The organism is Phocaeicola sp. RTP21198st1_B8_RTP21198_201120, from assembly GCF_040929485.1.
Taxonomy (GTDB): Bacteria; Bacteroidota; Bacteroidia; order Bacteroidales; family Bacteroidaceae; genus Phocaeicola; species Phocaeicola dorei.
Genome location: NZ_JBCOCI010000547.1, coordinates 1 through 1,013 on the forward strand (window position 1 = coordinate 1; position 1,013 = coordinate 1,013).

The following is a 1,013-nucleotide window of genomic DNA, read 5'->3' on the forward strand; positions in this document are numbered from 1 at the left end:
GCTGGCAATAAAACTGGTCACCGGAACGCCCAGCACCATGCCGGCGGACACACCGACAAAGACTTTAGAAACAGCCTTGGGAGCCTGTTCCTTGCTGACAGACGCCGCGGCTACTGTAAAAGCCATAGAGACATATACCGGATGCAGGAAAGCGGGAAGTATCCGAGCAATCAACAATACTGTGAAATTAGAGGTGAACATGGATATTACATTACTTATTGTAAACAATCCCAATGCCAGCAACATTACTTTCTTCCGGTTAATCCCCGAAAATAATAAAGGCGTCACAGGGGCTGACGCAGCCACCACCAATGCAAAAACACTTACCGTCCAGCCGGCTTGAGGTACGGAAACATTAAAAGTTGTGGCTATCAAGGGCAGGATCCCCACTACTCCCATTTCGGTGTTTATAATTCCAAATACACCGACCGTAAGGATAAAGACGAGCAAACCGCCCGAATTGAGTTTTAATTTATTTTTTTGTTCCATAGTTACTATATGCTATTTATAATTCCAATCCCATTTTATAGGCGTTTTCAAGATGTACTTTATCAATCTGCCGTGCCAGTTTCTCGCATCCGGTACAACCACCGGCACAATATAATCCCACTTCATTCCAACCTAACGCCTGATTGAGAAGACGAAAATATCGTATGGGCTGTTCGAAGGTCGTATCATTATCATCACCGGCTGTCATCAGCAATACCGAATCTTTTTGAGGATATTTATCATCGACAGAAATGGCATAAAGTCTATCAATGAACGATTTCAGCTTTGCTGTAATTGTCCAAAAGTAAAGAGGAGAAGCCATAACCACTGTATCACATGCCGCAAACAAAGGATATATATCCTCCATGCCGTCGCGAACAGCACACTGATGTGCAAGACGCTGGCACACTCCACATCCCCGGCACCCTTCTATCCGCATATTACCCAGATAAACCTTCGTCACAGAATGTCCGCGCTCTACCAATCCTTTAATGTATGCATCGGTCAGTCGGTCTGTATTGCCG

At 44.9% G+C, this 1,013-nt stretch carries 2 protein-coding genes; both read right to left on the bottom strand.

Going from position 1 to position 1,013, the window contains the following annotated elements; all coding sequences use genetic code 11:
• A partial coding sequence (locus tag AB5935_RS27980) for an MFS transporter (RefSeq protein ID WP_368328097.1) occupies window positions 1-489 on the bottom strand: 489 nt, incomplete at its 3' end.
• Window positions 490-505: 16 nt separating this feature from the next.
• Window positions 506-1,013, bottom strand: a 508-nt coding sequence (locus AB5935_RS27985; RefSeq protein WP_368328098.1) for a flavodoxin family protein, incomplete at its 5' end; no start/stop codon positions are given.